Here is a 7,391-nt window from a genome sequence, read left to right as displayed (position 1 = left end):
CTGATCCACGGCTGCCCTCCTGTGATTGTGACGGGGTATTACACATGATTCTCGACGCCTACGGCCAGCCGATCCGGCAGGCCGAATTGAAAGAGCCGCAGACCGCGCGGATTGCGCGGCACGCGCGGCCGTGGATCGACCCGGCGCTGGTCAAACTCACCCCGCGCGAGGTGGCGCAGCGGCTTGCCGCCGCCGACGACGGCGACCTCTCGGCCCAGCACCGGCTGTTTGCCGACATGGAAGACCGCGACGCGACCATTGCCGCCGCCATGCAGCAGCGCGCGCTGGCGGTGGCGCGCCTGCCCTGGCACATCGAGCCGCCGCCGGGCGCGGATGCCAAGGAGAAAAAAGCCGCCGAAGCCGCCGAAGAACTCATCCGCGCCGGGATCGACGCGCTGGAGGATGTGCTCGTGGACCTCATGGCCGCCGTGGGGCATGGCTTTGCCGCTGTGGAAATCGCCTGGCAGCGGCAGGGCGATGCGTGGCTGCCCGACCTCTACCCGCGCCCGCACGAGTGGTTTGGCGTGTCGGATGACCGGCGCAGCCTGGCGCTGCTGGACGATTCGGGCCGCGGGCAGGGCTTGCGCCCCTTTGGCTGGGTGCTGTACCAGCCGCGCCGACCCAAGGCCGGGTACGTGGCGCGCGGCGGGCTGTACCGCGCGCTGGTGTGGCCCTTCGTCTACAAGGCGTATGCGGTGGGCGACTTCGCTGAGTTCCTGGAGACCTACGGCCTGCCCTTCGTGGTGGGCAAGTACGGCCGCGAGGCCACCGAGGAGGACAAGACGCGGCTGCTCTCGGCGGTGGCGAGCCTTGCGCACGACGCGCGCGCCATCATGCCGCTGGAGATGCAACTCGAAATCCACAAGATCGCGGGCAGCGGCGACGGCGCGCCGCACCTGAAGATGATCGCCTGGGCGGACGAGGCCATCGCCCGCTGCGTGCTGGGGCAGACGCTCTCCAGCGAAGCCAAGAGCACGGGGCTGGGCAGTGGCGTGGCCGATCTGCACGCGCAGGTGCGCCAGGACATCCGTGATGCGGATGCGCGACAACTGGCCGCCACGCTCACGCGCGACCTGATCTGGCCGGTGGTGGCGCTGAACTTTGGCCTCGCCGACCCCCGGCGCGGCCCGCGGTTGGTGTTCGACACCTCCGAGCCGGAGGACGTGAGCACCTGGGCGGAGGCGCTGCCCAAGCTCGTCTCCATCGGCCTTCCGGTGCCCGCGCGCTGGGCGGCGGAGAAGCTGGGCATCCCCGCGCCGGAAGGCGACGAGCCGGTGCTGGGGGCAGCGGCTGCGAGCGCGCAGACGGCGCAGACGGCGCAGACGGCGGCGCTGGCGGCGGGGGATGACGCGCAAAGGGTCACCCAGAATGCGAGCACGCCACCGCAGCCGGACGCGCTCGATGCGCTGGTGGAGGAGGCGCTGGCCGACTGGCAGCCGCTCGTCGAGCCGATTGCCGAGCGCATGCAGGCCATCGTCGATGAGGCCGTGCGCGACGGCGCGACCGCCGCCGAGCTGATCGAGCGGCTGACCCGTGCGCTGCCCGAGCTGCCCGCCGAACGGCTGGCCGGGCAGCTCGCGCGCGCGCAGTTCGTGGCCCGCGTGGCGGGGGTGGAGGGGCGGGATGGATGACGCCGACCGCGCGCAATTGGAGGTGGAACGCGAGCAGGAACGCTTGATGCGCGCGCGCCGCCCGGCGGGGCCTGCCGCCACCGGCGCTTGCCTGTGGTGCGAGGAGCCGCTGCCCGATGGCCGCCGCTGGTGCGACGCGGCCTGCCGCAACGCCTGGGAGCTGACCCATGCCCGTGCGTCTGGCCGCTGATCCGGGCGATGTGCCGCTGTTCGCTGCGGCCAGCCCCCAGGAGTTCGCCCGCGCCTTCCGCCTCACGCCCGAGGGGGCGGTGCGTTATCTCCAAGGTCGCGCGCGCGTGCGCGTGACCTACGACTGGCACGAGTTGTGGCAGGACGAGCATGCGCGGGCCTTCACCGTCTCGCGCCTCACCCGTGCCGATCTGCTGGAGGCAATCCGCCAGAGAATCGAAGCGAGCGTGCAGGGCGACCTCTCCCGGCGCGACTTTATGCGCGACGTGAAAGCCATGCTCCAGGACGCGGGCTGGTGGGGCCAAAACACCGTGCGCACGCCCGACGGGCGCGAGGTGACAACCCGCTTCGGCTCCCGCCGTCTGCAACTGATCTACGACGTCAACACCCGCATGGCCTACGCCGCCGGGCGCTGGGAGCGCGTCCAGGCGGCCAAGGCGAGCCACCCCTTCCTGCGCTATGTGACACGGGCCGATGAGCGGGTTCGGCAAAGCCACCGCCAATGGCACAACGTCACGCTGCCGGTGGATGACCCGTGGTGGCGGACGCACTACCCGCCTAGCGGCTGGCGCTGCCGCTGCACCGCTGTGGCGCTGCGGGCCAAGGACGTGGACGGCAACCCGAGCTTGAAGCGCCAGGCCCCGGACGAGCCGCTGGTGGACTGGAAAAACCCCGTCACCGGCGAGGTGCGGCAGGTGCCCTACGCCATCGACCCCGGCTTTGGCTACAACGTGGGCGAGGCGGCGGCGCGCTGGCGGGGGCTGATTGACGCCGCGCGCGACAAGGTGGCGCGCTACGCGGCGGCCACCGGTGCCGGGTTGGTCGATGACCTTGCCCCGCTCATCGAGCGCGACTGGGCGGGCTGGGTGGAGGACGTGCTGGCCGGGCGCGAGCGCAACCGCCTGGGCTGGCTGGGGGTGATCTCGCCGCTCGATCTGGCGCACCTCGTGCAAGCCGGCATCGAGCCGCTGTCGGCCGAGGTGATGGTGCGCCCTGGGCTGCTGCGCGGGCCGAAGGCGGCGCGCCATGCGCGCGATGGAGACGTGATCCCGGATGCGCTGTGGCGGGTGCTGCCCGCGTTGTTCCGGCAGGCGCGGGCGCTGCTCGTGGACGTGAAATCCGGCAAGCCGCTGTGGGTGCTGCCGGGTGGCGGCGATGGGACGGCGCAACTGGCCATGCAGGTGGATTTCGTCACCGGCAGGCCAAAGCGGACGACCAATGCGATGGTGTCGGCCTACCGAGTCACGCTCGGCAATCTGCGCAACCGGCTGCGTGAAGGCAGCGTGCGCCTGTTGTGGGGGAGTCTTGAGTGACGGAGGGGCGGGAAACTCCCTCATTGATCTACGGCGCGGGCCGTAACCTCGTGGACACCCCTTGCCACGACTCGCCACTCAAGACGGAGCAGCGGAGGGCCGGACGTCCCCTCATCCAACGCGGTCTGTGCAACCGCCCTGCCCGTGGACTCCGAAAATTTCCACGGCTCGCTGCCTATGCGGATCATAGCCCGCTGTGGGGGACGCTGGAGTGATGGAGGGGCGGACGTTCCCTCATCGTGCGACCATCGGTCGGACCCCGTGGCCTCCGTCTTTCCGCGGCTCACCACTCCGCACCAGGTCAATATAGCGCAGGAGGCCGCATGATCCGCATCGACATCGACGACCGCGAAGTCCGGCAGGCGCTCGCCGATCTTGCCCGGCGCGTGGCCGACATGACCCCGGCCCTGCGCGCCATCGGGCAGGAGATGGAAACCAGAATCGCCACCCGCTTCGAGGCCCGGCGCGACCCGGCCGGCCGCCCCTGGGCACCCTTGCGCCCGGCCACCGAAGCCGCCAAGCGCGGGCGCGGTTCGATCCTCTACCGCACCGGCGAGATGCTCGACTCGCGCACCCATCGCGCCGGGCCCTTCGAGGTAGCGGTGGGCTTTGGCAAGCCCTACGCGGCCTATCACGAGTTCGGCACGAAGCGGATGCCGCGGCGCGGGCTGCTCATGGCCGACCCCGAGCGGGGCGCGCTGGGCGAGGATGACAAGCGGGCGATCCTGGACATTCTGGCCGAGTACCTGGCCGGGGGGCGCTAGGCCAGCGGCAGCTCGATCTGCGGCGCGCCGGGGCGGTGTTCCTGCACTGAGAGCAGCGTGTAGTCCGTGCGCAGGTTGCCGTCGGGCATCAGGCGCTGCGTGATGCGGGTGCGGCCGATGATGAGATCGCCCTTGGCAAAACGCACCAGGTTGCGGTCCACGCGCGAGAGAAAATCCTGATCGGCCACCTCGACGAAGGCGGTGACGTTGCCGTCGGACAGCCGCCACTTGTTGCCTTCCTTGAACGACAGGCTCACGATGGAAAAGGCCATCGTGCGCTCGTCCTCGTGCACCACGGTTTCATCGGCCGGGGGCGGCACGAACCAGGCGGCTTGCTCGCGCGTGACCACGGCATCGATGCGCTCATCGGTGCCTAGCGCCACGGTGTCCACGCCGTCGCGCTCGATGGGGGCGACCACCTGCCACAGGTGTTCGCGCACGCGCAGGTGCCGCAGCAGCACGATGGTGTGTTCTTCTACGGTGATCGCGTCGCCGTCGTCGCACAAGAGCCGCCGCTTGCCGTCCGGCGTGGTCTCCACGCCACGCGGGCGGCGGCCACGAAGCCACTGGAGCGCGCCGATGAGGCCGCCGATGGTTCCCAGCAGGGACGCCCCGTTGACCAGCGAGGTGGCCGTCTCGCCGCGCAGCCACTGCATGACCTGCTGCGCCAGGTCGGCTGCCACGGTGAGGTCGATGCCAAAACTGCCGGTCTTGAAGCTGGCCTTGACCTCAACCTTGACCGAGATTTGATCGCCCCACAGGGCGCGGGCCGCTTCTTCGGCCAGATCGCCGAAGGCCAGCAGCGCCGGAGCCAGCAGCCGCACGTCCATCGTGTGCGCCTGCAAGGCAGGGCCGTCGTATGTCAGGCGGGCGGAGCTCATGCGAAAAATGGTAGCACGCCCAAAAACCGCCTCTGGCGCGTTTTTTCATGCGGGTGGCTACCATCCCATTGACCAGGCCCGGACCCCCACTTTAGCGGGCTTTAGCGGGGGGTCTGTGCGGCTTTTGGGTGGCGGGGGTGGGCTGCGCTGGCCGCGGCGGGCATGAACATGCCCGGCTGAACGCTTTCCGGCTGGTCGGCGCGGCGCTGGCTGGCGACGATGCGGGGCATGTCGAACCTGCCCATGTCTGTTGCCGCGACCTCCTGCCTGGCGGCGCTGGCCGCCAATTTGCCCAGCGCGGCGCCGGATGCCTTCCGGCTGCTGCCGCTGGGGTCTTTTCGCGCGGTGGACGGGCGGCCCGAGAAACTCGACGCCTGGGTGCTGACGGCAGACGACGCGCAAAAGATCGCCGCCGACCTCGCGGTATTGAACCGCGACCTGCCCATCGATTACGAGCACCAAATATTAGAGGCCAAGCGCAACGGCCAGCCCGCCCCGGCGGCCGGCTGGATCCAGCGCGTGGGCGTGCGCGCGGAGGGCGACGCGCCGGGTCTGTGGGCCGAGGAGGTGGTCTGGACCGAGCGCGCGCGCCAGATGATCGCCGCCGGGGAGTACCGCTACATCTCCCCGGTGTTCCGTTTCGACCCCAAGACGGGGCGCATCACGGCGCTGCTGATGGCGGCGCTGACCAACCACCCCGGCCTCGATGGCCTGACTGACCTGCAACCCCTCACGGAGGACACCCCCATGCCTGATTCCATCGCCGCCCTGCGCGAGGCGCTGGGCAACCCTGACCCGGCCATCGACCCGGCCGCCGCTGCCGTGGAGGCGCTCAAGGCCAAGGATGCCGAGATCGCGCGCCTGAAGAAAGAGGTGGAGGCCGTACAGGCCGCCGCCGTGCCGATGAGCGAGCACGCCAAGCTCCAGGCGGAGCTGGCCGCTCTGTCCGCCCGTGTGGAAGCCGACGAGCGCGCGCGCCTGATCGAGGCGGGGCTTGCTGACGGGCGCATCCTGCCCGCGCAAAAGGACTACTGGAGCCAGCAGCCGATCGCCGCGCTGAAAGCCTGGCTGGAGGTGGCCCAGCCGGTGGCGGCGCTCACCGGCCAGCAGTCTGGAGAAGTCGCGCCGAATGCGAACAAGACCGCCGCCTTGAGCGCCGAGGCCGAGCATCTGTGCCGCATCGCGGGCTGGACGCCGGAGGTGTTCCGTGGCTGACCTGACCGCTCACCGCGCCGCGCGCCGCCGCCTGCTGATTGCGCTGTACGAGGCGCGGCTGGCCAACCCGCTGCCGCGCATGGACCCGTATGTGTCGCTGGCCGTGCTGGCCGACCTGGTGGCCGACGCCGAGTTCCACATGGGCGTGCTCACCGAGGCAGGCTACGTGCGTCAGCGCGGCTACGCCTGGGCGATCACCGCGCAAGGCTGCCTGTACCTCACCGATCAACTGAACGAGGAGTAAACCGACATGGCCATCATCACCCCGGCGCTCTTGAGCGCCCTCAACACCGGCTTCAAGAAGGACTACCAGGACGCGTTCGAGGCGATGCGCGCCGCGAGCGTCTATCAGAAAATCGCCACCGTGGTGCCTTCGGCCACGGCGTCCAACACCTACGGCTGGCTGGGGCAGTTCCCGGCCTTCCGCGAGTGGGTGGGCGACCGTGTGATCAAGGACATGGCCGCGCACGGCTATGCGATCACCAACAAATCGTGGGAAGCCACGGTGGGGGTCAAGCGCACCGACATCGAGGACGACGCGGTGGGCGTCTACCGCCCGCTGATGGCCGAGATGGGCCGCGCCGCAGCCGCTTTCCCGGACGAGCTGGTGTTCGGCCTGCTCAAGGCGGGCGAGAGCACGCTGTGCTTTGACGGGCAGAACTTCTTCGACACCGATCACCCGGTCTATCCGAACGTGGACGGCACCGGCTCGCCCGCGCTGGTGTCCAACCTGCAAGCGGGCACCGAGACGCCCTGGTATCTGCTGGATGCCTCGCGCGCCATCAAGCCGCTGATCTACCAGGAGCGCAAGGCCCCCGAGTTCGTCGCCATGACCAAGAGCGACGACGAGCGGGTGTTCACCAGCAACGAATACCGCTACGGCGTGGACCTGCGCGCCAACGCGGGCTTTGGCTTCTGGCAGATGGCCTACAAGTCCAAGGCGGCGCTGACGCCCGAGAACTACGCCGCCGCGCGCACGGCGATGATGAGTCTGAGGGCCGACGGCGGTCGGCCGCTGGGCATCCGCCCCACGCTGCTGGTGGTGCCGCCGAGCCTGGAGGCCGCCGCGCGCGCGATCGTGGGCAGCCAGCTCACCACCGGCGGGGCGACCAACCCGTGGTACGGCACGGCCGAAGTCATCGTCACGCCGCATCTGCTGTGAGGCTAAAGCGATGGCCGCCAAAAAACCCCGCGCTGCTGACGCGCCTGAGGCCGCCGCCCCGGTGGCGGGTGTGGTGTACCTGGTGGTGACGCTCAAGGCCAGCCACCCGACGCCGCGCTACCACCGGGCGGGCCGCCTGTTCGCGCGCGGTGCGCCGCAGGAGGTGGCCGCCTCGCCCGAGGAGGCCGAGGTGTTGCTGGCCGACCCGCACCTGGCGGTGCAGCGGCAGGAGGGTT

The 7,391-nt window shown here is 70.2% G+C and carries 9 protein-coding genes; 8 read left to right on the top strand and 1 reads right to left on the bottom strand.

Annotated elements, in window-relative coordinates:
* The 4 genes from V7Z54_RS09155 to V7Z54_RS09140 all read left to right on the top strand — a co-directional run.
* A partial coding sequence (locus V7Z54_RS09155; protein WP_334136021.1) for a phage portal protein family protein occupies window positions 1-1,631 on the top strand: 1,631 nt, incomplete at its 5' end.
* Window positions 1,624-1,821, top strand: coding sequence for a hypothetical protein (locus V7Z54_RS09150; protein ID WP_334136019.1), 198 nt, complete (start codon window positions 1,624-1,626; stop codon window positions 1,819-1,821). The genes V7Z54_RS09155 and V7Z54_RS09150, both read left to right, overlap by 8 nt.
* Entirely contained in the window at window positions 1,799-3,133 is a 1,335-nt protein-coding gene (locus tag V7Z54_RS09145) for a phage head morphogenesis protein (RefSeq protein WP_334136018.1), read from the top strand. Before V7Z54_RS09150 ends, V7Z54_RS09145 begins: the two co-directional genes overlap by 23 nt.
* Before the next feature lie 323 nt (window positions 3,134-3,456).
* On the top strand, window positions 3,457-3,897 hold the full coding sequence (locus tag V7Z54_RS09140; RefSeq protein ID WP_334136017.1) for a phage virion morphogenesis protein: 441 nt from the start codon (window positions 3,457-3,459) through the stop codon (window positions 3,895-3,897).
* Here the strand turns inward: V7Z54_RS09140 and V7Z54_RS09135 are convergent.
* Window positions 3,894-4,778, bottom strand: coding sequence for a hypothetical protein (locus V7Z54_RS09135; protein ID WP_334136015.1), 885 nt, complete (start codon window positions 4,776-4,778; stop codon window positions 3,894-3,896). The genes V7Z54_RS09140 and V7Z54_RS09135 overlap by 4 nt on opposite strands.
* A gap of 243 nt (window positions 4,779-5,021) precedes the next feature.
* Between V7Z54_RS09135 and V7Z54_RS09130 the strand changes: the two genes are divergently transcribed.
* From V7Z54_RS09130 to V7Z54_RS09115, 4 genes are all read left to right on the top strand, one after another.
* Window positions 5,022-5,993 carry a phage protease gene (locus V7Z54_RS09130; RefSeq protein ID WP_334136014.1) on the top strand — a complete coding sequence of 324 codons (972 nt, stop codon included), beginning with the start codon at window positions 5,022-5,024 and terminating at the stop codon, window positions 5,991-5,993.
* On the top strand, window positions 5,986-6,237 hold the full coding sequence (locus tag V7Z54_RS09125) for a hypothetical protein (protein WP_019561738.1): 252 nt from the start codon (window positions 5,986-5,988) through the stop codon (window positions 6,235-6,237). Before V7Z54_RS09130 ends, V7Z54_RS09125 begins: the two co-directional genes overlap by 8 nt.
* A gap of 6 nt (window positions 6,238-6,243) precedes the next feature.
* Window positions 6,244-7,155 carry a Mu-like prophage major head subunit gpT family protein gene (locus V7Z54_RS09120; RefSeq protein WP_334136013.1) on the top strand — a complete coding sequence of 304 codons (912 nt, stop codon included), beginning with the start codon at window positions 6,244-6,246 and terminating at the stop codon, window positions 7,153-7,155.
* Between the two features lie 10 nt (window positions 7,156-7,165).
* On the top strand, window positions 7,166-7,391 hold a 226-nt coding region (locus V7Z54_RS09115), incomplete at its 3' end, for a hypothetical protein (protein WP_019561740.1).

The sequence above is a fragment of the Tepidimonas sp. genome (assembly GCF_036824975.1).
Lineage (GTDB): Bacteria > Pseudomonadota > Gammaproteobacteria > Burkholderiales > Burkholderiaceae_C > Tepidimonas.
Note: the sequence above shows the minus strand (reverse complement) of the source record. Positions and strands in the feature narration are given on the sequence as shown.